Annotated in this window: 21 protein-coding genes; 15 read left to right on the top strand and 6 right to left on the bottom strand. The window is 63.2% G+C overall.

The genetic code is table 11. The features are described from left to right. The first annotated feature begins 165 nt into the window (after positions 1-165). A complete protein-coding gene (locus tag QQF73_RS12880) occupies positions 166-1,587 on the top strand; it encodes an HDOD domain-containing protein (RefSeq protein WP_285368459.1) in 1,422 nt (473 codons plus the stop codon). 7 nt (positions 1,588-1,594) lie between these two features. Here the strand turns inward: QQF73_RS12880 and QQF73_RS12875 are convergent, their stop codons facing one another. Then, positions 1,595-2,287 (bottom strand): anti-sigma factor, encoded by a 693-nt coding sequence (locus QQF73_RS12875; RefSeq protein ID WP_285368458.1) that lies wholly within the window; start codon positions 2,285-2,287, stop codon positions 1,595-1,597. Further along, entirely contained in the window at positions 2,284-2,841 is a 558-nt protein-coding gene (locus tag QQF73_RS12870; protein WP_219867645.1) for a sigma-70 family RNA polymerase sigma factor, read from the bottom strand. Before QQF73_RS12870 ends, QQF73_RS12875 begins: the two co-directional genes overlap by 4 nt. Positions 2,842-3,000: 159 nt before the next feature. On the opposite strand from QQF73_RS12870, the gene QQF73_RS12865 reads away from it, so the two are divergent. The 4 genes from QQF73_RS12865 to QQF73_RS12850 all read left to right on the top strand — a co-directional run bounded on the left by QQF73_RS12865 (position 3,001) and on the right by QQF73_RS12850 (position 7,047). Then, positions 3,001-4,476, top strand: a complete 1,476-nt coding sequence (locus QQF73_RS12865; protein ID WP_285368457.1) for a DUF4331 domain-containing protein — start codon at positions 3,001-3,003, stop codon at positions 4,474-4,476. 12 nt (positions 4,477-4,488) lie between these two features. Further along, positions 4,489-4,725 (top strand): hypothetical protein, encoded by a 237-nt coding sequence (locus tag QQF73_RS12860; protein WP_219867643.1) that lies wholly within the window; start codon positions 4,489-4,491, stop codon positions 4,723-4,725. Positions 4,726-4,825: 100 nt separating this feature from the next. Continuing rightward, positions 4,826-5,923: a hypothetical protein gene (locus QQF73_RS12855; protein WP_285368674.1), complete on the top strand. Its 1,098-nt coding sequence runs from the start codon at positions 4,826-4,828 to the stop codon at positions 5,921-5,923. Next, positions 5,920-7,047, top strand: coding sequence for a HupE/UreJ family protein (locus tag QQF73_RS12850; protein WP_285368456.1), 1,128 nt, complete (start codon positions 5,920-5,922; stop codon positions 7,045-7,047). The genes QQF73_RS12855 and QQF73_RS12850 overlap by 4 nt, the downstream gene beginning before the upstream one ends. Positions 7,048-7,106: 59 nt before the next feature. Here QQF73_RS12850 and QQF73_RS12845 read toward each other — a convergent pair whose 3' ends face one another. After that, positions 7,107-7,718, bottom strand: coding sequence for a hypothetical protein (locus tag QQF73_RS12845; RefSeq protein ID WP_219867642.1), 612 nt, complete (start codon positions 7,716-7,718; stop codon positions 7,107-7,109). Positions 7,719-7,841: 123 nt separating this feature from the next. Then, positions 7,842-9,335 carry an amidase gene (locus QQF73_RS12840; protein ID WP_219867641.1) on the bottom strand — a complete coding sequence of 498 codons (1,494 nt, stop codon included), beginning with the start codon at positions 9,333-9,335 and terminating at the stop codon, positions 7,842-7,844. Between the two features lie 67 nt (positions 9,336-9,402). On the opposite strand from QQF73_RS12840, the gene QQF73_RS12835 reads away from it, so the two are divergent. Both QQF73_RS12835 and QQF73_RS12830 read left to right on the top strand, forming a co-directional pair. After that, positions 9,403-10,515 (top strand): lysozyme family protein, encoded by a 1,113-nt coding sequence (locus QQF73_RS12835; RefSeq protein ID WP_324125078.1) that lies wholly within the window; start codon positions 9,403-9,405, stop codon positions 10,513-10,515. Next, a complete protein-coding gene (locus QQF73_RS12830) occupies positions 10,506-11,273 on the top strand; it encodes a sulfite exporter TauE/SafE family protein (protein ID WP_219867639.1) in 768 nt (255 codons plus the stop codon). Before QQF73_RS12835 ends, QQF73_RS12830 begins: the two co-directional genes overlap by 10 nt. 4 nt (positions 11,274-11,277) lie before the next feature. Here the strand turns inward: QQF73_RS12830 and QQF73_RS12825 are convergent, their stop codons facing one another. Beyond that, on the bottom strand, positions 11,278-13,641 hold the full coding sequence (locus tag QQF73_RS12825; protein ID WP_219867638.1) for a diguanylate cyclase domain-containing protein: 2,364 nt from the start codon (positions 13,639-13,641) through the stop codon (positions 11,278-11,280). A 221-nt stretch (positions 13,642-13,862) separates the two neighbouring features. Between QQF73_RS12825 and QQF73_RS12820 the strand changes: the two genes are divergently transcribed. The 7 genes from QQF73_RS12820 (at position 13,863) to QQF73_RS12790 (ending at position 19,934) form a co-directional block, all read left to right on the top strand. Beyond that, the gene (locus QQF73_RS12820) at positions 13,863-14,654 is read left to right on the top strand and encodes a MotA/TolQ/ExbB proton channel family protein (protein WP_285368455.1); all 792 of its coding nucleotides are present in this window, start codon (positions 13,863-13,865) and stop codon (positions 14,652-14,654) included. Between the two features lie 31 nt (positions 14,655-14,685). Then, positions 14,686-15,036 (top strand): ExbD/TolR family protein, encoded by a 351-nt coding sequence (locus QQF73_RS12815; RefSeq protein ID WP_345782960.1) that lies wholly within the window; start codon positions 14,686-14,688, stop codon positions 15,034-15,036. Next, positions 15,033-15,440 (top strand): ExbD/TolR family protein, encoded by a 408-nt coding sequence (locus tag QQF73_RS12810; protein ID WP_219867636.1) that lies wholly within the window; start codon positions 15,033-15,035, stop codon positions 15,438-15,440. The genes QQF73_RS12815 and QQF73_RS12810 overlap by 4 nt, the downstream gene beginning before the upstream one ends. After that, positions 15,437-16,168 (top strand): energy transducer TonB, encoded by a 732-nt coding sequence (locus QQF73_RS12805; protein WP_285368454.1) that lies wholly within the window; start codon positions 15,437-15,439, stop codon positions 16,166-16,168. Before QQF73_RS12810 ends, QQF73_RS12805 begins: the two co-directional genes overlap by 4 nt. A gap of 306 nt (positions 16,169-16,474) precedes the next feature. Next, the gene (locus tag QQF73_RS12800) at positions 16,475-17,323 is read left to right on the top strand and encodes a formate/nitrite transporter family protein (protein ID WP_219867634.1); all 849 of its coding nucleotides are present in this window, start codon (positions 16,475-16,477) and stop codon (positions 17,321-17,323) included. A 73-nt stretch (positions 17,324-17,396) separates the two neighbouring features. After that, positions 17,397-19,127, top strand: coding sequence for a bifunctional protein-serine/threonine kinase/phosphatase (locus QQF73_RS12795; RefSeq protein ID WP_219867633.1), 1,731 nt, complete (start codon positions 17,397-17,399; stop codon positions 19,125-19,127). A gap of 114 nt (positions 19,128-19,241) precedes the next feature. Next, positions 19,242-19,934 carry a hypothetical protein gene (locus QQF73_RS12790; protein WP_285368452.1) on the top strand — a complete coding sequence of 231 codons (693 nt, stop codon included), beginning with the start codon at positions 19,242-19,244 and terminating at the stop codon, positions 19,932-19,934. A gap of 8 nt (positions 19,935-19,942) precedes the next feature. Here the strand turns inward: QQF73_RS12790 and QQF73_RS12785 are convergent, their stop codons facing one another. After that, the gene (locus QQF73_RS12785) at positions 19,943-22,639 is read right to left on the bottom strand and encodes a nitrate reductase (RefSeq protein ID WP_285368451.1); all 2,697 of its coding nucleotides are present in this window, start codon (positions 22,637-22,639) and stop codon (positions 19,943-19,945) included. Between the two features lie 591 nt (positions 22,640-23,230). On the opposite strand from QQF73_RS12785, the gene QQF73_RS12780 reads away from it, so the two are divergent. Continuing rightward, positions 23,231-24,532: a CmpA/NrtA family ABC transporter substrate-binding protein gene (locus QQF73_RS12780; RefSeq protein WP_228743527.1), complete on the top strand. Its 1,302-nt coding sequence runs from the start codon at positions 23,231-23,233 to the stop codon at positions 24,530-24,532. Positions 24,533-24,540 lie beyond the last annotated feature (8 nt).

Genomic DNA, 24,540 nt, shown 5'->3' with positions numbered 1-24,540 from the left:
TTATAGCCCATTCACTCGCCAAACCCGAATCCGCAGGCACCGATACCCGTGGGTAAATGCCCTTACACAAACGGTTACCTGACACCGCATCGGGCGGTGAACTAAACTGGAGACCAAACAATAACCTCCGTGTTCCCTGAAGCGCTCTGCCCTGAGACCACCCAAGTGACCAACCAAACCGATACGATGCCCTCACGGATGACCTCGACCCGGGCCTGGGTCACCTACCTGAGCAAAGTGGAGCTGCCGGTACTGGCCAACACCCTCCGGCGCATCAACGAGCTGACCGACAGCCGCAACAGCACCGTCAACGAGCTGGCCTACGTGATTCTCAACGATGCCCAGCTCACCTCCCAGGTGCTGCGGCTGTCCAACACAGTGTTCTACAACCAGACCCGCACCCAGGTCAGCACCGTCAGCCGGGCCATCACCCTGATTGGCTTCGATGCCGTGAAATCCATGGCCATTTCCTCGCTGATTGTCGACGCTCTGCTTCAACTCAATGACCGGCCCCACCTGTTGCGGTGCCTGGCCCGAGCCATCCATGCCGCTGTCCAGGCCCGCTGCCTGATGCCGAAACGGAATGAAACCGCGCTGGAGGAAGTCTTTATTGGCGCCCTGCTGATGAACATCGGGGAACTCGCGTTCTGGTCCTGCGAGACCGAACAGGCCACCGAACTGGAACAGCGGTTGCGCCTGGAAGAACCACCGGTGGAAGCCCAGAAGACCGTGCTGCACACCACCTTTACCGAGATTACCCGGGGCCTGGTGGAGGCCTGGTCGCTGGGACCGTTCATCAAGGACGTGGTAGCGCCCGGGCAGGCCAATTCCCCCAATGCCAGCCTGGTACGGCATTCGGTGGAGATGGCGCGATTGTCGGAGCAGGGCTGGCGCGGCGCCGAAATGGACAAGGTGCTGGAACAGCTGGGCAAGGATATCGGCGAAAATCCGGCGACGGTTCGTGACCAGGTCAAGGTCAATGCCACCGAGGCTGCCCGCGTGGCTGTCTCCCTCGGCATTCCGCAAATCACTGCCCTGATGCCCGGCAACCAGCAGGATGGCGACAAGGCGGCGGCGAAGGCACCCGAGATGGATCCGGAACTGCAGCTTCAAATTCTGCGCGACCTGACCGAGAGTCTGGCCGAAAAGCCGGACATCAATGAAGTCTGCCAGCTGGTGATCGAAGGCATTCACCGGGCCATCGGCATGCAGCGGGTCGCACTGTTAATGGGCGATCGCACTGGCCGGGAACTGGTGCCCCGGAAACTGAGCGGCCGGGGAACCGATGACTGGCGTGACCAGCTCACCGTCCCAAGGGAGGGCTCTGGCCCGCTGGGTAAGCTGGTGCCGGACGCCGGCTGTTTTATCTACCGTCCTGACGCCGATGCCGGCCAGACCGGTTACGACCGCTGGCTTGGCCGGGTGCCGGCGCTGGTGGGCCCACTCCGGGCCAACGGCCGTCTGGTGGGCCTGTTCTACGCCGACAATGCCGGCGGCGGTTACACCCCTTCCGAGCAACAGCTGTCGGCGTTCGGTCACTTCATCCAGAACGCCCAGCTGTGCCTGGCGCTGATCGCCGCCAGATGAGCCTGTATTAAAGCTCGTAGAGTTTGGTCACGTGCAGAATCGGGCCCGTGGGCGCGCCGGTCGGTGATCCGCCCAGGGGCTCAAGGCTGATCGCCAGGGTTCGACTCTGCGACAATGCCGTCCGGGCCTCATCGGTCAGGGTCACCTGATGCACGCCACCGGCGGGAATCACCCCGAGCGACAGCGGCTGCCCGTCTTCAGGCACGATCCAGAGCTCATAGTCCTTGCCGGCATCGGCGGCGCTCGCGGCGACCGATCGCAATTTCAGCAAATTGTTCTGCCCGGACTCGCTGACCAGCCAGAGCGGGTCACTGATATCGGCCTGCACAATCGCGCCGGATAACTGCGGCGTTGGCGTTGGCTGCTGGACCAGCAACACTGCCAGCACGACGGCAGCCGCCGTTGCCGCCAGGCTCCACCCCGGCCAAATCCAGCGCAAGCCGATGCCGGAGCGGGCCTTGACCCGGGCCGTCTGCGGCCAGAGCCGACGTTCGATGGATTTCCAGGCGGACCGGGGTGGAGTTACCGGCGGCACTTCTGAGGAAAGCTGGCCCAGCTTCTCCTCCCAGAACCAGACCTCCTGGCGAACCCGGGCCGACTCCATCATCCAGCGCTCGAACCTGACCCGGGCCTGGCCCCTCAATGAACCCAGCACATACTCGGCGGCCAGGCTTTCGATACGTTCCGGTGTCTTTTTCATTGTTCCAGGCACCTCTTCAACGCCAGCAAACCGCGCCGGATCCAGCTTTTCACCGTACCGATCGGCGAACTCAGGGCCTGAGCCAGTTCCTCGTGGGTGAACCCGCGATAGTATGACAGCAGGATGCTGTCCCGCTGTACGTCCGTAAGCTCTTCCAGACAGCCCGTCAGTTGGGCCGAGCCGGCGTTGCGCAGGGAATCGTCCAGGGGGCCGGCTCGCTGGTCTTCCACGTGTTCAAGGTGATCATCACCAGCGGTCTGCCTGACTTTCCGGGACCGGATCAGATCCAGGGTCCGGTAACGGGCAATGGTCATCATCCAGCCCATCGGCGTTCCACGCCCTTCATGGTATTCACCGGCGTGGTGCCAGATCTGGATAAAAGCCTCCTGCAGAGCTTCCTCCGCCAGCTCCCGCTGGCCTGCCAGTTTCATGCACAACCCGAACATCCGCGATGCGATGGCTTCATACAGCCGCGCAAAGGCCTTCCGGTCCTGGTGCGCCACCGAGAACAGCAAGCGCATCAGGTCCTCCTGATCAGTCTGGCCTGGATTCATAACATCTCCGCTTATTATTGGCTCTGGTTCCAGTACGCTCAAAGTAGGCATAGGGATGCGAAACCTGCCCAAAAGATTATTTTTGTTCGGTCCTGCATCTTTCTTCCGAAGGCTCCCGTTTCCTCCTGTGAACCAACCGCACAAAAAGAGGAAAAAGGAATGAAAACGATTCTGAAACGCTCCGGCCTGGCAATCGCCGTTGCCGGGTTTTGCCTGAGTGCCACGAGCGGCCACGCGTCCAGCCACCGGGAAGCACCCTTCATCACCGAAATCCCGAAAGTTGATGGCACCGATTTTTACATGTTTCGCAGCTACGAATCCGGGCGCGCGGATTATGTGACCCTGATTGCCAATTATTTGCCCCTGCAGGACGCCTACGGTGGCCCGAACTACTTTGATCTGGATGAAGACGCGGTCTACGAGATCCACGTCGACAATGATGGCGACGCCCGGGAAGACATCACCTTCCAGTTCAACCTCCGGGACCAGTTGAACGATATCCAACTGCCCGTGGGCGACGAAGGCAGCCAGGAAATGGTCTCCGTGCCGTTGAAGAACATCGGCGACGCCTCTGCCGACGGCAACGTCCAGTTGCAGCAGCAGTACACCGTGACGGTGATCCGTGGCGACCGCCGGAACGGGCTTTCCTATGCCTCGACCAACGTCACCAACGGAACCGAAACTTTCAGCAAGCCCCTGGATAACATCGGCGGCAAATCCTTTGCGGACTACGCCAGCTACGCCGACCAGCATATCTTCGGCATGACCATTCCGGGCTGCAGCACAGACGGCCGTGTGTTTGTCGGCCAACGAAAAGAAGCGTTCGCGGTCAACCTCGGCGAGATCTTCGACCTGGTCAACACCAACCCGCTGGGCATGCGCAATGCGGAAGGACCTGGCGATCTGGCCAACAAGAACGTGACGTCGTTTGCCCTGGAAATCCCCACCGAGTGCCTGACCGGCACCGCCACCAACACAAACAGCCAGCCGGTTATCGGCGCATGGACGACCGCAAGTGTTCGCCAGGCGCAGATCATCAACCCGGGCCCCTCTGCGAATGGCAAGGGTGCCACCGTGGAAGGCGGTGCCTACACCCAGGTGTCCCGTCTCGGTATGCCGCTGGTCAACGAGGTGGTGATCGGCCTGAAAGACAAGGATCAGTTTAACGCCAGTGAGCCCAAGGACGACGGCCAGTTCGCGACCTACGTAACGCATCCGACACTGCCGGAACTCCTGGAAATTCTCTTCGGGGATGCCGGTGCGGTCGCGCCGAACAACTTCCCGCGGACCGATCTCGTCACCGCCTTCCTGACGGGCGTGCCAGGCGTGAACATGCCGGTGGGCGTGACCGCCTCGGAAATGCTGCGACTCAATCCATCCGTCCCGGCGACACCGGCGGGCTCCCAGAATGACCTTGGTGTACTCGGCGGAGACAACGCCGGTTTCCCCAATGGCAGGCGCCCGGTCGATGATGTTGTCGATGCGGCGCTTCGTGTCGCAATGGGCGCGCTCACCGACGATGCACCAAACAAGGACGTTCCGTTCACCGATGGTGTCCAGCTGGATCCCGCGGAGCTGAGAACCACCTTCCCGTACCTGGCGACCCCGACCCCGGGTTCACCGAACGGCCTGTAGGAGGGAGCGCGTATGTTTTCCATCGTGAAAATCGGATTGGCGGTCACCATGGCTGTTGCCCTGTCAGGCTGTTTCAGTGACTCCGGCAACTCCGGCCAAGGCCCCAACCTGACCCTTGATTTCACCACGTTCGTGAAGGCGCAGGTCAAGGCCACATCTAATACCGGGGCTCCCGAGAGCCTTGACCGAATCAACTTCAGCTTCAACGACCAGAACAACCCTCAGGCCTACGATGACCTGCTGCGGTAATGCATCGCTTCGCCGGATCCACACTGGCCTGTCTCCGGCGTTGTTTTTCCCTGCCCTTCGGGGCAGGGCTTTTTCGTTCTGGATCGGTCTTGTGAGCCTGATGGCCTGGCCGCTTCCGGTCGCCACGGCGCCGGCCCCGATCCAAACCAATTTCGCAGACGAAGCGATCCTCGCCCGCCTGCCTGATGCGGTACCCCGGAGCACCCGGCTACCGCCGAGCGCGGCGGCCATGGCGGAGGAGGTCCAGGCCCTGATCGACCAGGCGCGGGGAAGCGGCGACCCGAGATTTCTGGGCTATGCCGAAAGACGCTTCCAGCAGTGGCCGGACGACGCCATGACCGACCGCCTGCGCGTTCTCAGGGCTACCCTGGCGCAGAGCCTCCACCGTTTCGACGAGGCTCGGCAGGATCTGGCGGAGGTGCTCAACCGGAGTGCCGATCGCCGGCAACGCATTCAGGCCCGCCTGACCCTGGCCAACCTCGAAACTGTCCAGGGTCGCTACCACCAGGCCCGTACCCATTGCCAGCGGTTGTCCACGGAATTCCCTGGCCTGATTGCCGCCAGTTGCCTGGCCCAGGTGGACGCCCGATCCGGTGCGCCACGGGCCGCCTACGACCGTCTCGCGAACCAACTGGCCGCCGCTGGTAACACCGGATCCGCGGGCTACCTCTGGGCCAGGGGCACCCTGGGGGATATCGCAGCACAACTGGGACTGGCTTCCGCCGAGGCGCACTGGCAGGCCGTTCTCGCCAGTAGCCCGACGGATCTGTATACCCTTACCCAGCTGGCAGATTGGTACCTGAGAAACGGGCAGGTCCAGTCGGTCATGGCGCTGACCCTGGGATACGAGCAGGTCGACGCGCTCGCAGTCCTGCGGGTGATTGCCATGCGCCGAACCAGGCATCCAGACCAGGACGGGCTGGCCAACCGGATTCGGGAGCGTTTCGAGGAAGCACAGTGGCGCGGGGCCCTGCTGCACAAGCGGGACTTTGCCCGCTTCCAGCTGGCCATCGAGGAACGGCCTGATATTGCGCTGCGCCACGCCATGGCGAACTGGGAGACCCAGCGCGAACCCCTCGATACGGCACTGGCACTCCGGGCGGCCATCGCCGCTGATGACCAGGCGGCGGTCAGGACGCTGCGAAACTGGCTGGAGCAAACCGGCCAATCCGATGCCCGATATCCGGAGCTACCATGAGCCGATCAGCCCCCTGCATGCGGCTGATCGCGGCCGTGCTACTGATGTTTCCCCTCGCCACTCCCGCGCTGGCACACAAGGCCAGCGACAGCTTCCTGTACGTCGACACCGGCCAGTCGGAGCTGAGGATTGATGTTGCCCTGCGCGACCTCGCCCTGCTCATGCCGCTGGATCGGAACGGCGATCAGCAACTATCCGGTCGGGAGGTCCGCGCCCAGCGCGCCGTTATCACCCGAACCCTGGAAGAAGCCGTCACGGTTGTCAGCGCCTCCGGCTCCTGCTCCCTGACCGGAACGGACTGGGGCATCAGCACTCACAGCGATGGGCATTATTCTGCCGCCCGCTACCGACTGGGCTGCCCGAACGGCGAGGCGCCCCAGACCTTGAGTTACACCCTGCTGTTCGATCGCGACAGCCTGCATCGTGGCCTGGTCCGCATCGACTCGGCCGATCGACATACCCTGGCGGTGCTGTCACCGGCGGAGCGTACCGTCAACCTCCTTCCCGGGACCGCGCCGGGGGCGTGGGGCATCTTCACGACCTTTCTCTACGAAGGGGTGATTCACCTGCTGATCGGGTTGGACCACATCCTGTTTCTGCTGGTCCTGGTGTTGCCCGCGAGCCTGATGTCCGCATCACCGGGCAGCACCGGACCGCCCGGCCTGCGGCCGCGACTGATTCAGCTTGCCGGCATAGTCACCGCGTTTACCCTGGCCCACTCCGTCACCCTGGCACTGGCTGCGCTGGGAATCGTCCGGCTCCCCGTTGCCTGGGTCGAGACCGTGATCGCGCTTTCCATCGCATTGGCGGCATTGAATGTGGTCTGGCCGGTCTTTGGCCGGAAAACCTGGCGGCTGGCCTTTGCCTTCGGGCTGGTTCACGGCTTTGGGTTTGCCAGTGTCCTGGGAGATCTGACCGGCGGCGAGGCCAATCTGGCCGTTGCCCTGGCTGGCTTTAACCTGGGGGTCGAAGTGGGACAACTGGGCTTACTCGTACTCGGTTTCCCGGTGCTCTACCTGCTGGCGCGTTTCCGGCTTTACCAGCGGGCGCTGGTTCCCGCCGTGCTGGCCGGCGTGGGCGGTATCAGTCTGCTCTGGGTAATAGAACGGGCGGCCTCGATCTGAGGCCGGAAGGGAGGTGTTCAGTGCCGCCGGCGCCCTCGGCCCCGGCGGCTGTGGGCAGATCAGTGCAGGGCGCGCATCTGACGCGGGTAGAGCGCCGCAGTTACCTCCGGCTCTTCCAGCAGATCGGCCAGTTCCCGGTCGACGGCAGTTTCCTCACCCTCATCCGGTAACGGTTCGAACAGCGTGCTGAGCCAGGCAGTGACGGAAGGTGCCTCGTCGCGCTTGTAGTCGGTCGACAACGCCTTGATCCGGCGGAAGCCGATGATGCGCTGATGCTTTGGATCCCGGATCTGCTCGAAGCCCCGCCAGTACACGTGATCACGGGTGTGCAACTGGACGAACAGGGTGTCGATCGGGCTGTTATCGCCATCGTCGGACTGCTCGACAGGATCCTCAGTAAGTTGTTCCGCCTCCGGTTCGGGTTTCTTCTGACGAATGGTGGTCCAGGCCGGGTACAGCACCGCCACCGCATCCGCTTCCACATGCTCGCGGGCTGCACGGAGGATCAACCCCCAGCGGGCCTTGTCGGCATCGGTTTCAAGGGAATTAATGGGCAAGTCGTAGCTTTGTTCGCTGGACAGGACGATTGCCATCATCGGGGCATCCAGCTCCCCCATGGCTTCGGCCTGTGCTACTGATACCAGATCATCGATTGCCATCGGTTGGTTCATAATACGCTCGCCTCCTCGATGCCATCAGGGTCTATCAGGAAGAAAAGGGTCTTCCTGATAAACAGCATAGCCTGTTCCGCATACAAAGATAAACGTGGAGTTTTGGCAAGCGGATCACAACCCCTAACTGTCGAAGGCGTTCTCAAGGCGTTCATACTGGCCAAACCAGGGGCTTGCCTCCTCCAGCTGGGCCGCCAGCTGTAACAGGCGTACCTCGTCTCCATGACGCCCTCCGAACTGGACGCCGACGGGCAGGCCTGACGCGGTCCAGTGCATGGGGACCGACATCGCCGGCGTACCGGTCAGGTTGGCAAGCTGGGTGAAGGGGGTGCGGGCGAGGCTCTCCAGAACCATCTGATCGACCTGGCCGGTGCGGTGCACCAGCTTGCCCGCCTTCAGCGCCAGCATCAGTCTCGCGACAATCTTCAGGTGGGCCGGTGTCTCCAGCTCCCCGATGCGAGCCGGAAGCTGGCCGGTGGTGGGGCACAGATACAGATCGTAGCTGCCAAAAAACGCGCCGAGAGCGCGGGCAAAGTCGTTCCACTGCTGCCGGCGCCGAACGTAATCGGACAGGGGCATGGAATTGCCCAGCATTCCGATCAGCCGGGTATCCAGCTCGAAGTCTTCGTTCCGGGCCCCGAAGCGTTCCCGGGCCTGCGCCATCAACGCCGATACTTCACCGAAATACAGCCCCAGGTAACAACGGGCCAGCGCCATACCGTCAAATTCAGGCCGGGCGTATTCCACCTTGTGGCCCAGGTTTTCCAGCACCCGGGCCGTCGCCTCGACCGCGGCAACACAGTCTGGCGCAACCTCGGTATCGTAGGGCGAGGAGGTGAACACACCGATTTTCAGGGTACCCGGCGACTGCTGGCTCAACTGGGAAAAAGGCGCCGGCGGCGCGGGAATGGCGAACGGATCGCCGGCGGCCGGGCCACTGAGGATATCCAGCATGGCCGCGCTGTCCCGCACGGTCCGGCTGACCACGTGGTCGGTGGAGGCGCCGGTCCAGGCCTCACCAACCAGTGGGCCGCTGGAGATGCGCCCGCGCGAGGGCTTCAGGCCGAACAGGCCGTTGTAGGCGGCCGGGATCCGAATGGATCCGCCACCATCATTGGCCCCGGCCATGGGGACAATACCGGCCGCCACAGCCGCCCCGGAGCCGCCACTGGACCCCCCGGGCGTGAGGTCGGTATTCCAGGGGTTCCGGGACGCGCCCCAGAGTTCGGATTCCGTGACCGCTTTCAGGCCGAACTCGGGCGTTGCCGTCCGACCCAGAAACACCAGACCACCATCGCGGGCACGTCGGACAAACTCGGAATCCTGGGTCGCCACGTTTCGGGTGAAGCCCCGACTGCCATAGGTACAGGGGTGACCGGCCTGTTCCTGAGCCAGGTCCTTGAGCAGCAGGGGAACGCCGGCAAAGGGTGCCTGTTTCGGAAAGTCCTGGGCGGGTGCTTCGGAAAACTGTGGGTAACAGATGGCATTCAGGGTACCGTTTACACGGGTGGCCCGCTCCGTGGCAGCCTCGCAGATTTCTCGTGAGGTAACGTCGCCACGCCGGATCAGATCGGCCAATGCCGTGGCGTCGTACCTCAGATATTCTGATTGCTTCATTATCGGTTCCGTTTGTTATTGTGTTATCGGGAAGGTCACGGATGTTACGTGTATGAACTGGAGACTCATGAGCTTACGACAGCTCTGCCTATTTTTCATCCTGGCGTGCATTGCCTTGAATCAAGCCAGCGCCGAAGCAGACCCACCAACGGCCCCGGCCGACTGGACCCGGGTGGTGCGGGATACTCCCTACTGGGCCAGCCAGGGTGTTTACAGCAACATCCTGACCATTCGCGGCTGGGTACTCCGGGAATCCGGCTACTGCAGCGACATTGATCGCCATATCCTGTTCGACATGCGGGGCCAGTTCCTGGCCTGGATTTCCGACGGCGCAGACCGTGAAGAAACCCAGTCACGCCTGAACGACACCCGACGTTCCCTGCACAACAACCAGCGCACCGACACCTGGCTCCCGGGGGAAGCAGGCCAGACCGGCTACCCGTTTGCACTGGCCTGCAACCAGCCCCACGTCAACCTGGATGAAGCACTGGCCCGATATCTCGGCACTCTGCCCGCGGACCGCATCTGGGGCGCCTGGGACGATCTCTCGTTCGCTTCCGGTGACCAGCCGGGCTCGCTGCACGACGCCTTGATGTATGTGTATCGGACCCGCATGGATCAGGACCGGCTGGACCTGCCACAGGCTCTGCCGCGCTACCTGGCCGGGCAAATCCTGATCGAGAGCGGAGGCCAGGTCCGGGCTCATTCCGGGGCCAATGCCCGCGGCATCCTGCAACTGTCACCCTCGGCACTGTCGGACTGCCAGATCAAACCCCGGAACTACTGGCACCGGCTGGCGCAGATTGACTGTGCACTGCGCCTGATGGACCAGAATGCCAGTAATCTCCGGCCGGTCTTCCAGCAACGTTTTGGCGATCTGCCCGAGACCAAGCAGCAACGCCTGTTCACGCTCCTGCTGGTGCAGGCCTACCATGGTGGCGCCGGCCGCGTTGAGGCCCTGCTGATTGATGAGGAGCTGTCCAGACCCGCCGCCTATTTTGCCGAGCACCACGAGCGCTTCACGGCGGGTGATATTGCCTTCGGTATGGTGTTTCACAATCTGGGCCGTGATCGCCTGGGGCTGGCCTCACTTTACTACGTGGCCGACGTGCAATTGGCCACGGAGGCCCTGTGCCGGTCGCCCCGGCTGGCCACCACGGAATTCTGCGAATGGAACTGACCCTGCTGCCCGACAGCCTGAGCGGGCCTGTCGCGGCATTCCTGCTGGCTTGCTCGGTTCTCACGTCGATGATCACCGCCAGCCTGGGCGCCGGTGGCGGCGTGCTGTTGCTGGTGTTGATGGCCACCTGGATGCCGCCCGCCGCCATCATCCCGGTGCACGGCATGATCCAGCTCGGTTCGAACGGCGGGCGGGCCCTGCTGACCCGTAACCAGGTGGACTGGCAAGTAATCGCCGCGTTTGCCCCGGGTGTGGTGGTGGGTGCGGGCCTGGGTGCCTGGCTGCTGGTCGACCTGCCCGCGCCGGTATGGCAACTGACCATCGGCGTGTTTGTGCTTTACCTGTGCTGGGGGCCGCCCCTGCCCAGGGCGTCCTTTGGCAAACCCGGCATATTTCTGGCTTCCGGGCTCACCAGCTTTGTCAGTCTCTTTGTTGGCGCCACCGGCCCCCTGGTGGCGGCGTTCATCAAGCAGATCCATGTCGACCGGTTTGCCACGGTGGCCACTTTCGCCACGGCAATGACTCTGCAGCACGCGCCCAAGGCGCTGGTGTTCAGTGTGGCGGGATTTGTCTTTCCGGAATGGCTGGCGTTCATACTGGCCATGATTGCCTGCGGCTTCGCCGGGACCTGGCTGGGCCTGCACCTGCTCAGGTCACTGAGCAATCGGTGGTTTCATCGCACGTTCAACCTGATTCTAACCCTGTTGGCACTGCGACTCCTGTGGCAGGCCGGCAGTGCGACGGGCTGGTGGGCCTGACCCGTCAGGACCGGGCCGGCCCCGAATCGTCCGAGGGCGCCGGAACCACAACCACGGCGTTTCGACCCCGGGATTTGGCGATGTAAGAGCCTTCGTCGGCGCGCGAAACCACTTCCCTGGGACCACTGTCACCCGGGGTCAGTTCGGTCAGGCCGATGCTGGCGGTCACCCCGAAGCTGCGGCCGTCCTGTTCAATCCGAAGGTCCTGCACGCGGGCACGGATGCGTTCCGCCAGCGCTTCGGCCCGTTCGAGGCCGCAGGCGGGAAGAATGATCCCGAATTCGTCGCCCCCCAGCCGGGCAACGATGTCAGACTTCCGCACCGCCTCCTTGAACAGATCCGCCAGTCGCTTCAGCAGGTCGTCACCCACCAGGTGACCGCCCTCGTCGTTGACCGGCTTGAAATGGTCCAGGTCGATCAGCATCAACACCGAGCGCACGGTCTGATGCGGTACCTCCGCCATGCACTTGACCAGCGAGGCGCTGAACGCCCGGCGATTGAGCAGCTGGGTGAGGCTGTCGTGGGTCGCCTCCCAGGACAGCCGCTCTTCCTCGCGCCGGCGCTCACTGTCGTCCCTGATGACAAACACCATGCGTTCGTTGTGCTTGCCCTGGCGAACGTGGAGCATGGTCAGATCGATGTCGAAGACCTCATCCTTCTGGTTGCGCAGCGTCCCGTACAGACTGTCGACATTATCTCCGGTCAGGAAATCGGCATGAGCCAGAGGCCCGTCGTTCGCCTCAATAACCACCAGATCGAAGAAGTTGCGTTTGAGACACTTACCATCGGTACCCAGGAACACGCATGCGGCCTGGTTGGCGTAGCGAATCCGGCCCTGTACGTCCACCATCAGGACGCCCTCCTGGAGCACGCCGAGAATGTGCTCCGCCCGTTGCTGCTCCTCTCTGAGCGCCTCTTCAACCTCGAGCTCACGGGAAATATCCCGCACCACGGTTATGCTGCCCAGCGCCTTTTCGGGTGTCTCGATCACCGCCGTCATGACGTCGCCCCAGATCAGCTCGCGCTCGCCACGGCTCGGAATCCGGAACCGTCCCCGGAATATCTCCTTGTCCCTGAGGGCCTGCTGCCAACCGTTCCGGACCGCTTCACGATCGGCTTCGTAAACACCGTTGATGAGCTGAGTATGCTGGAGTTCGGAGGCAGGGCGACCGATGAGGCTCTCGAACGCGGGGTTCACGAAATCAATCCGGCCCAGGACATCGGTCTGGACGATGCCGATCGGTGCGCTCTGGGTCAGCGAGCGGAAGAAGGCTTCACGCTCTGCCAGCGACCCGAGGACTTCCTCGCGCTCGTCCATCACCGTGTTGAAGATCTCGGCAACCTGACGAATTTCACGGCCGCCGGAGACCTCCACCGGGTTGGTCCGAACCCCGAGATGACGCTCGTTGATCTGCCGGCCGAGGGCGCGAAGCGGCGCCATCAGGCGCTGAAACACCCACAGCGCCAACGGTCCGATGACGGCGATGACAGCAAGCAGGGTCCAGCCAAAGGCGTCGGCCATTCGCGTTATCGGGGCAAAGGCTTCGCGGGCCGGCCATACCACGGCAACGAACCAGGGCACCTGGGCCATCTGCTGCACCGACATGATGGCGCCTTCACCCTGGCCATTGCGGGTCTGACGGGTGCCTTCGAAGCCTCCCATGGCGTCTTTCAGCACCGGATCCTCGACCCGCACCGGAACCATGACCTCATCGGTTCGGCCATGGGCCAGGGTAATTCCGCTGCGGGTGCCAATCTCAAGATAACCGGTTTTGCCGATCCGGATTCCGGCGAACTCCGCCATGAAGTTGGAGCCCTTGAGGAGGATCGCCCCGCCAATCATGCCGAGGAACTTTTTCCGATGGTCAAAAATGGGCGCCGCGATCATGACCGCCGGCTTGTCCCGGTAGTTCGACACGTAGGGATCGCTGATCACCGGCGTCATGTGATGGGAAACGTCCTGAAAATACTCACGGGTGCTGACGTTCAGACCGGTCTGCTCGAACGCCTCGGGGTACTCGGCCAGGACCACGCCGCTGGCATCGATGAGATAAAGGCCATCAAACAGGTGCTGCAGCGCGGTTTGCTGGCGAATAAGGACCCGTGCACGGGCGTTGAGCACGGACTCGTCCATGGTGAAGCTTTCGGCGACGTGGCTGAGGGTTTCGAGTCTCAGGGCGAGCTTGTCGTCCAGTCCGCTCGCTACCAGACGCGCCATGGTTTCGACCTGGTTTTTCGCCTGTTGCTCAAGCTCACCCTGACTGAGCATGGCACCTACGATGGTGACCACCAGTGCGGACAGAAGAATGACCAGAATCACCAGGGCCACCGCGCGATTAACGAGGCTGCCGAACCAACGTTTGATCATCGCAGCGTTTCGACTCCGAATACAGGGGCGTTACGGTAAATAGAGACTCTCCACACCTGGCCGCCGCACAACGATGGCAGCATGCCTTGATCACTGATCATTATTCGAATCTTAACAGAGCCTTCGGGAATGTCAGGTTACACCTTGCAAACTTATTGATAATCGTTATTATTTAGATCACCAATTCCAGTACCGAGTCGAATGCCATGCCAGAGACTGCCATGCTCCCTGCAACCGAACCCTTCGGAAGCCTGCTTTCCCGTTTGTTCGACATGGGTGGACCGGTAATGATGGTGCTGGTGGCTATCGCCGTGGCCGGCGCCATTACCTTCATCTATCTGATGCTCATGGGCACGTTATACGCCCCCCGACTGACCGCCAGACTTAAAAAGATTGTGACGATCTGGCAACAATCCCCGGCCACCGTGCGACCAGCAGATCTGCGCCGGCAGGTGGGCGCGGTCGGTCGCCTGAACCCGATGCTTCATCTTATCGCCGATACCATCGAAGCCTGCCAGCATCAACAAGACAGCGGGAGAGTTCGAAGCACAGCGGCCCGGGACGCCCAACAAGCCCTGGAACCCTTCGAGGCGCCGTTGAAAATCATTGAAGTGATCGCGGCTCTGGCCCCGCTTCTCGGGCTGTTGGGGACCGTCATGGGCATGATGGAAGCCTTCAGTGCCATGGCGGCAACGGAAGGCCGCGCCAATGCTGCCCAGCTGAGCGGCGGCATCTACGAGGCCCTGACCACAACCGCGGCTGGCCTGATCATCGCAATCCCTTTCGCGGCGCTGGCCGCCTGGATCGAATTCCGGCTGCGACGCATCCACAAGACCATCGACGGCACGCTGGTCACGGTGCTGAATGCCACCAACCACGTGGACGCAGACCGACCCGAGTTGCAGACACCCGCCGTTGACACCACAGCCGAGGTCCGTGCCCACCGGAATCCGGAAACGGCCCAGGACTATCCGGACCATGGCCGGCCGCGCTTCGCCCATGCAACTGGTTGAACCCCGTCCGCGACGGCCGATCCCGATTCGAATGACCCCACTCATTGACGTGGTGTTCATCCTGCTGGTGTTTTTCATGCTCACCAGCCGGTTGCTGCCGGTCGGGTTTCTGGAACTGGGCAATGCCACGCCGGAGCGACAGTCGGTGACCGGGCAATCGATCCCGGAGGTGACCGTCACCGGGACTGGCGAGGTACTGTGGCGGGCACAACCCCGCTCGATTGAGGAGCTGATGACCGAAATGACCGCGAACGGCATCTCGGAAGTAAATCTCAGCACCCGGCCGGACACCGGGCTCGGGGACTTTACCCGGATCCTCAGTCGTCTCGACAGCGCCGGCATCGACACTCACTGGAAACGGCTCCACACACAGACACCATGACCCATCTGGTTCCCCCGCCATCAACCTCTGGCAAGACGCTGATGGAGCGCGTGGAAGACGCGCTGCTGCCGCTGGTCAATCTGGTGTTCCTGCTGCTGATGTTCTTCATTGTCGCCGGACAGATCGCTGACGAACCCTTACCGGAATTGCCAGGCGCCTCGAATCTCAGCGAACAGTCGGCCCATGCCGATCTGCTGGTGACCGCCAGCGGCGACTGGCAGGTGACCGGTGAAATTCTCGGCTCCGAGAACCTGATCCACCGTCTGCCTCCGCCCGATCCTGACCGCCCCCTGAAAATCGCCGCCGCAGAGTCCGTCGCCATGGCCGACCTGGAAACCCTGTTCCGCGTGCTCGAAAAAGGCGGCTACACCGACCTCGTCCTGCTGACGGAGCCGGCATCATGACCACCGCTTCAAGGCGGGTGCGTGCAGCTTTGCTGCTGGTCGCGAGCCTGACCATCGTGCTGGCCAGTCTGCTGGCCGCCCCGGATCAGCCTATCCGACTGCCGGTCCTGGGCGATGCTGACATCAACACGGCGCCAGCCATCAGGATCAGCCTGGCTGCAGAACCCGCGCCCACCCCGGAGCCAAGCCCGGCACCCCAGCCCGCTCAACTGGCGCCGACCGCGGAGCCAGAGCCAGAGCCAGAGCCAGAGCCAGAGCCAGAGCCAGAGCCAGAGCCAGAGCCAGAGCCAGAAACGGTACCCGACCCCGCACCGGAGCCAACCCCCGATCCTGTCGAGGAAGCTCCCACCACGCCGACAACATCGGCGGGCACCACCAGCTCCGAACCCGCGCCCCAGCCTGCGAACCAGCAGGTTGAACTGGATGCCGGGCGTTCTGCCACGGTCGACAACTACCTGGCTCGCCTGGGCCGGCATCTCGGCCGTTTCTACAACTACCCCAGGCGAGCCCGCCGTCTGGGGCAGGAAGGCACGCCGGTGGTGGTTTTCAGCTTCCGGCGCGACGGCTCCCTGCTCACGCATCGCCTTGAAACCAGTTCCGGGCACCAACTGCTGGATGGCGCCGCGCTGGAGATGCTGGAACTGGCGGCCCCGCTGCCGGCCGTCCCACCGGACATGAAAGGCCGACGCTTCAGCTACGCCCTCCCGATCCGATTCCGGCTGCGCTAGACCGTTCAAACACCTGTTCCAGAGTGCAGCATGTCGCTGAAAAACGCACTGAACGGGTGCGGCCACGGACTGATCGCAACCTGCACCTCGCCCGGGCAGTGCTGACAAGACCCTGAAATAAAATACCTTTTATAGCTATCCAGACACTCTGGCACGGTCTCTGCAAATGCTTGGGCAACGGAGCCAACGTCGGCTCTGTTCACAGCGACAGAATATTTTCAGACGACGGCGTCTGCTCACCCCTGCACTCCTGAACGCGGCAGTGGGCGAGCAGCGCCGTTTTTTTGTGGGCTAGAGGAACGAGTTATGTCTTATATTTTACCTTCGGAGTTCGTCACCAAGATGGTGGACGCCGGCGAATCCAAGATCTACATGTCAACGCGGGACACCCTGATCCGGGCCTTTATGGCCGGTGCCATCCTGGCTCTGGCGGCCGCCTTTGCCATCACCGTTGCCGTCGAGACCGGCGTCTTCCTGATCGGCGCCGTGCTGTTCCCGATCGGCTTCTGCATGCTGTACCTCATGGGCTTCGACCTGCTGACCGGGGTGTTCATGCTAACGCCGCTGGCGCTGCTTGATAAACGCCCGGGCGTGACACCGAAGGCCATCCTGCGCAACTGGGGCTGGGTATTCCTCGGTAACCTGGGTGGTGCCCTGACCGTTGCGGTCATGATGGCGTTCATTTTCACCTACGGCTTCAACACCGACCCGGGCGCTGTCGGCGCCAAGATTGCCAGCGTCGGCGAAGCACGTACCCTGGGTTACGCCGAGTACGGCGCAGCTGGCTGGGCCACCATCTTCATCCGCGGCATGCTGTGCAACTGGATGGTCTCCATGGGCGTGGTTGGCGCCATGATCTCCACCAACGTCAGCGGTAAGGTACTGGCCATGTGGATGCCGATCATGCTGTTCTTCTTCATGGGCTTTGAGCATTCCATCGTGAACATGTTCCTGTTCCCGTCGGCCATCATCATGGGCGGTGAATTCTCGGTGATGGATTACCTCTGGTGGAATGAGATCCCGACCGTACTGGGCAACCTCGTGGGCGGCCTGGCCTTCACCGGCCTGACCCTGTACACCACCCACGTGCGCACGGCTCCGAAGCGTCCGGCTCCGGCGGCCTATAACGACTCTGCCCTGGCCAACCGTGCCTAAGAGTTGCGTTGTTCCGGCCGCCGCACAGGCCGGATTGCCCCCGTCGGCTTCGCGGCCGGGCGGGGGCTGATTTATGACGGGCACCCTCACCATCTCCGTCGGCCAGTATTCTGACAAGGGTCGCAAAGCCCTGAACCAGGACTTTCATGGCCTTTTGATGCCCGACAATCACCAGCGCGCCACCAAGGGCATTGCCGTCGCAATCGCCGACGGCATCAGTTCCAGCAACGTCAGCCAGGTCGCCAGCGAGTCCGCGGTCGCCGGCTTTCTGAGCGACTACTTCTCGACCCCTGAAACCTGGTCGGTCAAACAGTCTGCCCAACGTGTGCTTCGGGCCACCAATGCCTGGCTGCACGCCCAGACCCGGCAGAGTCAGTACCGATACGACCGCGACCGGGGCTACGTCTGCACCCTGAGCGTCATGGTGCTCAAGTCCACCACGGCGCACATCTTCAATGTCGGCGATTCCCGGGTGTACCGGGTTCACGGCCGCACGCTGGAACAGCTCACCACGGACCACCGGCTCTGGCTGTCCCGGACCGAGAGCTGCCTGACCCGGGCCATGGGCATGGAGCACCGGCTCGACATCGACTACCGCCAGACGCCATTGCGCGTGGGCGACAGGTTCCTGCTGGCCACCGACGGCGTATACGAGCATGTGCCGGAGCCCGAGGTTATCCGGCTGCTCGACGAACACGCCAATGACCTGAACGCCGCCGCCGAGGCCATTGCCGGGGCGGCCCTGGCGGCGGGCAGCGACGACAACCTGACCGTTCAGGCGCTGCGCATTGACAGCCTGCCGGACGCGCGGGAGGCGGGTGAGCTCTACCAGGCGCTGGGCCAGTTGCCCTTTGCGCCGGACCTGGCACCGGGCCAGACTCTCGATGGCTATCGCATTGTCCGGCAACTTCACGCCAGCGGCCGCAGTCACGTCTTCCAGGCGGTGGACGAGGCCAGCCAGACACCGGTGGTCATCAAGACCCCTTCCATGGATTTGCGCGACGATCCGCAGTACCTGGAACAGTTTGTCGCCGAGGAATGGATCGCCCAGCGTATCAGCAACCCCCATGTGGTCAGGCCCTTCGCGCCGGACCGGCCGCGAAGCTGCGTGTACCTGGTGACGGAGTTTGTCGAAGGCCGGACCCTGAAACAATGGATGCACGACCACCCCGCGCCCGACCTGGAAACCGTGCGCCGCCTGATCGAACAGGTTGGCCGGGGGTTGCGCGCTTTCCACCGGCTGGAGATGGTGCACCAGGACCTGAAACCGGAGAACATCCTGGTCGACGCCGAGGGCACGGTTACCCTGATCGATTTTGGTGCCACCCGAGTCGCCGGGCTGCAGGAGCTGGCCGACAGCGACGAGGCCCACCACCCCAGGGGCGCGGCCCTGTACAGCGCGCCGGAAACCTTTCTGGGCGAACCGGGCAGCTGGTTCGCGGACCAGTTCTCACTCGGGGTCATCGCCTACCAGTTGCTCACCGGGCGACTGCCCTACGAAGCCGAAGTGCCGCGGATTCGCAGCCGCAGCCACCAACGCCGACTGACGTACCAGTCGGCCCGACCCTACCGGGAGGACGTTCCCGTCTGGGTCGACGACGCTCTGGCCCGGGCGGTCCACCCCGAACCGCACCGGCGCTATCCGGCGCTGTCCGAATTTCTCCACGACTTACGCCAGCCCGGCGCAGACTGGCAAAGCCGGCACCGCCCGCCGCTGATGGAGCGGCATCCGGTCACCTTCTGGCAGAGCGTGTCCGCGCTGCTGTTCCTGGCGCTGCTCGCCACACTCGCCTTTGACGGATAGATACCGGCCTCCAGGAATTCAGCCAGGACATTACGGCTGGCCGTTGTGGTTTTTACCCCTGCGCCGGCAACGGGTATCATGAGGTCTGATGTCACTGAATGAAGTATCCGCTTGATGATAAGTGCGCAGGCCCGGCAACTCGGCCAACTGATGTGCGACACCACCTATGACGTGCTCTGGCGACCCGCCGCGGGCTGGGTTCGGGACCGGTCTCCGGGCAGTTCGCTCGTTTGTCGGGTGGGCTCAGGCCAGGCCACCTACCACCGTTTTGATCCCCAGCATAAACAGCACCTGATTACCTACGGCGTTCGCATGGTTGAGGCCAAATACCGGCCGACCACCGCCCAGGGCTGGCTCTCAAGCCGGGAAATCCGTGAACGGGCGTATTTTGGCGGGCAGTTGAGCCCTCTCAACCTGTTGGCCCATACCTGCTGTCACGAGTTCGCTCACCTGCTGCAGCAGAGTGCCGGACAGCGATTTCGGGGCTCGGTGCACAACCGGCACTTCTACGGCATTCTCGATGAGCTCCACGAAAGCGGGGGCGCCGAGGCGACGCGACAGGCCCTGGCTGACCGTGCCGCCGAAACCGGCCTGGCGTTGTCCGATGCCGCCTTCGAACTACCGGATCCAGTGGTCGAGCGGTCTCACTGGGAGGTGGGCGAGGCCGTTGCCTTCAGCTCTGGCGCCCGGGAGGTTCACGGCAGCATTCTCCGGGTTAACCGCAAGACGTGCACCGTCAAGGCGACCGGGCGTACCCGGACTGTGCGCTACCGGGTGCCGATCCAGATGCTGCGCAAGCTCAACTGACGACCCCGTCAGGACGCCACCTGCGCCCGCTGCGGCAGAGTTTCCGTCAACAAACTGCGCAGTTCCGGGACACAGGAGCCGCAATTAGTACCACACTTCAGCGCCTCGCCCAGAGCTTCAACACTGTCCTGGCCCGAACGGATGGCACTCTCGATCTGTTTTTCACCGACCTGGAAACAGCTGCACACCAGCGCACCGGCGTCTTCGGTCTCCACCGACCGGGCCGCGAGCAGACACTGGCGCTGTTCACGGCTTAGCCGCTCGGCTCCAAAACACTCATCCAGCCAGGCCAGATCCGGCAAGTCGGCGGCGGCTGTGTCGACCAGCAGAACCGCCTGCAACTGGCCATCCAGAATCCGGGCCGCACGGAAACGACCGCAGGCGGGGTCCCCCATCAGTACCTGGGGCGCACCCCCCAGCCAGGCTTCGACCTCGCGCGCCCAGTCCACCGGCTGGTAGCCCGCCAGCCACCAGCTCTGACTGTGGCCCAGCGGTTGCCGGCTCCAGTAACCGTCCGGACGGGCCTGATCCGGCTGCCAGTCGTGGCCCGGACGCCGCATTAATCTTGCGTGCCAACGGCTCGGCGCCGGCTGCAGCCTGGCCACCCCGTGTTTGCCCTCCGGTTGTCCAGAGAACGGGTCGGTCACTGGCTTCATCAGGTTGGTTGCTATGCCCTGCGAGGCAAACCGGTCGTTCCAGTGGATAGGCACAAACACCTCACCCGGCCTCTGATCCGGAGTGATCCGGATCCGGCCGACGTAAACACCAGCGTCCGGGCCGGTGAGCCGGCCCAGTTCACCCTCCCGAAGCTTCAACCGCTCGGCATCCGAAGGGTGCACCTCGATAAAGGGTTCCTGGCGATGCGCCAGCAGGCGCGGGGCCAGTGCGGTCCGGGTCATGGTGTGCCACTGATCGCGGATCCGGCCGGTGTTCACCACCAGCGGATGGCTCTGCGTCGGCGCCTGTCCCGGGGCAATCGTGGCCACCGGCACCAGACAGGCCCGCCCGTTCGCGGTTGAAAAGGCGCCATCGGAATACAGCCGGCGGGTACCAGACAGGTTCCCCGCCGCATCGACGGCCAGGGGCCATTGCACCGGCGCCAACCGGTCATAGTCGGCTTCCGTCAGCTCACCCAGGGCACCAATATCGAATTTTCGCTGCCCGTAGGCCTCGCGGGCTGCCAGACCGGACAGCGCCGCATGCTCCCGGAAGATCTCCGCCGGCGTCTGGTAATCAAAGGCCTGACCATGGCCCAGGGCCCGGCCCACGGCGCTCAGTATCCACCAGTCAGGCCGTACCTCTCCGGGCAACGGCAGGAACGAACGCTGGCGCGAGATACAACGCTCCGAGTTGGTCACCGTCCCGTTTTTCTCTCCCCAACCGGCTGCCGGCAGCAGAATGTCGGCAAATGCGGTGGTGTCCGTTTCCGCCATGCAGTCGGACACAATCACCGTGGGACAGCGGGCCAAAGCCTCGCGTACCCGCGCCGAGCGGGGCAGACTGACCGCAGGATTGGTGCCCATGATCCACAGTACCTTGATGTCGCCCCGATGCACCGCCTCAAACAGATCCACCGCCTTCAGGCCCGGGCTCTCGGGCACCGCGTCTGCGCCCCAGAATCGGGCCACGTTCCTCCGGGCACCCGGGCTGTCGTAATCCATGTGCGCCGCCAGGGTGTTGGCCAGGCCACCCACCTCTCGTCCGCCCATGGCATTGGGCTGCCCCGTGAGCGAAAAGGGACCGGCACCGGGCAATCCGACCCGGCCGGTCGCCAGGTGGCAGTTAATGATGGCATTGCATTTATCGGTGCCGGCCAGCGCCTGGTTGATGCCCTGGGAAAACCCGGTCACCGTGCGCGGGGTCTCCGCGAACCAGCGATAGAAACTCTCGACATCGCCAACCGGCAGATCACACTGTTGGGCAACGGAACTCACCGAGGGCGCCGCCTCAAGGGCAGCCTCGAGGGATGCGTCATAACCCTGGCAGTGGCGGGCGACATAGTCATGGTCGACGGCCCTGTGCCTGGCCAGCCACACCAGCAGCCCGTTAAACAGGATGGTGTCGGTGCCCGGCTTCAGTTTCAGGTGCAGGTCCGCCAGCTCGGCGGTGGCGGTACGGCGGGGATCAATCACCACCACCCGCCGTCCGGTCCGGCCCGCCGCCTTCATCCGCTGATACAGCACCGGATGGGCCCAGGCCGCATTGCTGCCGGCCAGCACCAGCAGGTCCGCCAACTCGAAATCCTCGTAACAGCCAGGCACGCAGTCCTCGCCAAAGGCCCGCTTGTGGGCCGCCACCGCCGAGGACATGCAAAGCCGGGAGTTGGTATCCACATGGGGCGTGCCGATAAACCCCTTGGCCAGTTTGTTGGCCACGTAATAATCCTCGGTCAGCAACTGTCCGGAAAGGTAGACGGCCACCGACCCGGGCCCGTGCCTGGCGACGGCCTCACGGATGGCCCCGGACACCGCCTCCAGCGCGTCTGGCCAGCTGCGGTCCTCACCCGCCACCCTGGGCGTCAGCAGCCGGCCGGCTGGCACCAGGGTTTCATGCAGTGCAGAGCCTTTGACACACAGGCGACCCTGGTTCGCCGGATGATCCTGATCGCCGGTGACTCCGTCGGGGCGCGCGGCAACACCGCAGCCAACGCCACAATAAGGGCAGGTGGTCTGAATCCCGGTTGCGGAGTGAAGCTTGGTATCCACGTCTCGTCCTCTTGGCTCACCAACAAAAAGCCCCTCGACTGCTCACGGGTGGTCCGGCGGGCAGTGGAGGGGCTTCTTTGCCTGGTTTCAATATTTGGTCAGTAGTGCTGGCAGTTCACGGTGCAATAACAGGGCCAGTGCTGCCCTGAGCGGGGTAATGATGCTCCAGGCCTGTGTCCATGCCGCCCCGGGGCCCGGGCTCGGCATGATCTCCGACTGGCGCTCGCATCGAAGCCCGCGCAGGCAGGGCCACAATGGTGCAGAAAACCATCAACATGCACTAAAACAACCCGGCGCGACCGTCGCCAGAACAGCCTCTGTACCCACATGGATTTTCTTACCTACTGTTTTCGCAGTCTTTTTGATCACTGGCACAGGCTGTGCAAACCCTATCCGTGAACATTCGAGAACATCACAGATTCGACAGGCATCGGCGCCTGCTTTCCGGCAACGGAGAGCAGGCGCTTTTTTTTTGCCTGAAAGAACATCGCGAGGTAAGGAACCATGAAGACATCCCTGACAACCGTCACCGGAACACTCCGACAGCTGGCCGGGCTGGCCGCCGCGGTCTCGCTGCTGACCGGCGCCAGCATGGCCCAGGCAGAAATTGGCGCGCCGGAAAAGCCGGACCTGAAACTTGGCTTCATCAAACTGACGGACATGGCCCCGCTGGCCGTGGCCTGGGAGCAGGGCTTCTTTATGGACGAAGGCCTGTTCGTCGAACTGGAAGCCCAGGCCAACTGGAAGGTCCTGCTCGATCGTGTGATTACCGGTGAACTGGACGGCGCCCACATGCTGGCCGGCCAGCCTCTGGGTGCCTCCATCGGTTACGGTACCCAGGCCGACATCATCACCGCCTTCAGCATGGACCTGAACGGCAACGGCATTACCGTTTCCAACGACGTCTGGGAAACCATGAGCCAGCACATCCCCGAGCAGGATGGCAAACCCGTGCATCCCATCAGCGCCAGCGCGCTAAAACCGGTGGTGGAGGAATCCCGGGCCAAGGGCGAACGTTTCCGTATGGGCATGGTGTTCCCGGTCTCCACCCACAATTACGAGCTGCGTTACTGGCTCGCCGCCGGGGGCCTGAATCCGGGCTACTACGCGCCCCAGCGCGGCGACACCAGCGGCACCCTGGACGCCGACGTGCATCTGTCGGTCACGCCACCACCGCAAATGCCGGCTACCATGGAAGCTGGCACCATCCAGGGCTACTGCGTCGGCGAACCCTGGAACCAGCAGGCTGTGTTCAAGGGCATCGGGGTACCGGTCATTACCGACTACGAGATCTGGCCGAACAACCCGGAGAAGGTCTTCGGCGTCACCCAGACCTGGGCCGAGGAGAACCCCAATACCCACCTGCACCTGCTGCGTGCCCTGATCCGCGCCGCGCACTGGCTGGATGAGAACAACAACGCCAACCGGGAGGAAGCGGTCGAGATCCTGGCCCGTCCCAGTTACGTCGGCGCCGATGCCGAGGTCATCGCCAATTCCATGACCGGCACCTTCGAGTACGAGAAAGGCGATATCCGCGAGGTACCCGACTTCAACGTGTTCTTCCGCTACCACGCCACCTACCCGTACCCGTCTGACGCCATCTGGTACCTCTCGCAGATGCGTCGCTGGGGACAGATTCCGGAAGCCAAGTCGGACGACTGGTACATGAAGACCGCCGCCCAGGTCTACCGTGGCGACATCTATGCCGAAGCGGCCAAATCCCTGATCGAAGATGGCCTGATGAATGCAGAGGATTTCCCCGACTTCAGCCAGGAAAACTTCGCCCGCCCGGACCAGGGCGAGCTGATTGATGGCGTCGCGTTCACACCGCGCAAGCCCAACGCCTATATCGACAGCTTCGAGATTGGCCTGAAAGGCTCCGACACACCGTAACCGGGAGT

The sequence above is a fragment of the Marinobacter albus genome (assembly GCF_030238305.1).
GTDB lineage: Bacteria > Pseudomonadota > Gammaproteobacteria > Pseudomonadales > Oleiphilaceae > Marinobacter > Marinobacter albus.
This window is presented reverse-complemented; position numbering and strand designations above follow the sequence as displayed.

Bases quoted from the DNA above. Each gene is read 5' to 3' on its own strand.
- QQF73_RS12795 (WP_219867633.1), top strand. From the start codon at position 17,397: ATGACGGGCACCCTCACCATCTCCGTCGGCCAGTATTCTGACAAGGGT.
- QQF73_RS12865 (WP_285368457.1), top strand. From the start codon at position 3,001: ATGAAAACGATTCTGAAACGCTCCGGCCTGGCAATCGCCGTTGCCGGG.
- QQF73_RS12790 (WP_285368452.1), top strand. From the start codon at position 19,242: ATGATAAGTGCGCAGGCCCGGCAACTCGGCCAACTGATGTGCGACACC.
- QQF73_RS12820 (WP_285368455.1), top strand. From the start codon at position 13,863: ATGCTCCCTGCAACCGAACCCTTCGGAAGCCTGCTTTCCCGTTTGTTC.
- QQF73_RS12830 (WP_219867639.1), top strand. From the start codon at position 10,506: ATGGAACTGACCCTGCTGCCCGACAGCCTGAGCGGGCCTGTCGCGGCA.
- QQF73_RS12845 (WP_219867642.1), bottom strand. From the start codon at position 7,718: ATGAACCAACCGATGGCAATCGATGATCTGGTATCAGTAGCACAGGCC.
- QQF73_RS12815 (WP_345782960.1), top strand. From the start codon at position 14,686: ATGACCCCACTCATTGACGTGGTGTTCATCCTGCTGGTGTTTTTCATG.
- QQF73_RS12840 (WP_219867641.1), bottom strand. From the start codon at position 9,335: ATGAAGCAATCAGAATATCTGAGGTACGACGCCACGGCATTGGCCGAT.
- QQF73_RS12835 (WP_324125078.1), top strand. From the start codon at position 9,403: ATGAGCTTACGACAGCTCTGCCTATTTTTCATCCTGGCGTGCATTGCC.
- QQF73_RS12875 (WP_285368458.1), bottom strand. From the start codon at position 2,287: ATGAAAAAGACACCGGAACGTATCGAAAGCCTGGCCGCCGAGTATGTG.
- QQF73_RS12800 (WP_219867634.1), top strand. From the start codon at position 16,475: ATGTCTTATATTTTACCTTCGGAGTTCGTCACCAAGATGGTGGACGCC.
- QQF73_RS12855 (WP_285368674.1), top strand. From the start codon at position 4,826: ATGGCCTGGCCGCTTCCGGTCGCCACGGCGCCGGCCCCGATCCAAACC.
- QQF73_RS12810 (WP_219867636.1), top strand. From the start codon at position 15,033: ATGACCCATCTGGTTCCCCCGCCATCAACCTCTGGCAAGACGCTGATG.
- QQF73_RS12780 (WP_228743527.1), top strand. From the start codon at position 23,231: ATGGCCCAGGCAGAAATTGGCGCGCCGGAAAAGCCGGACCTGAAACTT.
- QQF73_RS12860 (WP_219867643.1), top strand. From the start codon at position 4,489: ATGTTTTCCATCGTGAAAATCGGATTGGCGGTCACCATGGCTGTTGCC.
- QQF73_RS12850 (WP_285368456.1), top strand. From the start codon at position 5,920: ATGAGCCGATCAGCCCCCTGCATGCGGCTGATCGCGGCCGTGCTACTG.
- QQF73_RS12825 (WP_219867638.1), bottom strand. From the start codon at position 13,641: ATGATCAAACGTTGGTTCGGCAGCCTCGTTAATCGCGCGGTGGCCCTG.
- QQF73_RS12805 (WP_285368454.1), top strand. From the start codon at position 15,437: ATGACCACCGCTTCAAGGCGGGTGCGTGCAGCTTTGCTGCTGGTCGCG.
- QQF73_RS12870 (WP_219867645.1), bottom strand. From the start codon at position 2,841: ATGAATCCAGGCCAGACTGATCAGGAGGACCTGATGCGCTTGCTGTTC.